1 protein-coding gene is annotated in these 381 nt (G+C 75.6%); it reads right to left on the bottom strand.

Going from position 1 to position 381, the window contains the following annotated elements:
• The coding region (locus HG542_RS34300) for a DUF6531 domain-containing protein (RefSeq protein WP_171088353.1) at window positions 1-381 on the bottom strand (381 nt) is incomplete at both ends.

Below are 381 nucleotides of genomic sequence, written 5' to 3'. Positions count from 1 at the left end.
GAAGTGCCGGACGAAGGACAGCGGCAGTCGGCCGGGCAGCGTCACATCGGTCTGCGGCAGGAGCATGCGACCCGTTGCGACGTCGACGGGATCCTCTTCGCAGACCTTGCTTCCTTGTTCCCGGCTGGGGCCGTTCGGCTCCCGCGTGAGATTCTCGCGCGCCGCGCCGCTCTCCGCGCTCTCCCGTCCGGCGCTCCGGGCCGCTTGCCCGGCTCCGGCCTCCGCCGCCTCCTGCGCCCCGCGCTCCGCCGCCGAAATCCCCACCCGTTCCCCGGCCGCCGCACCCGCGCTCGCGCCGCCCGAGACCACGGCCAGCGCGACGTTGCCGAGCAGGCGGCCCGACGCCTCCGACGCGTCCTTGCCCCAGCCGTCGCCCAGCAG

The organism is Streptomyces morookaense, assembly GCF_013030945.1.
Lineage (GTDB): Bacteria > Actinomycetota > Actinomycetes > Streptomycetales > Streptomycetaceae > Streptomyces > Streptomyces morookaensis.
This window is presented reverse-complemented; position numbering and strand designations above follow the sequence as displayed.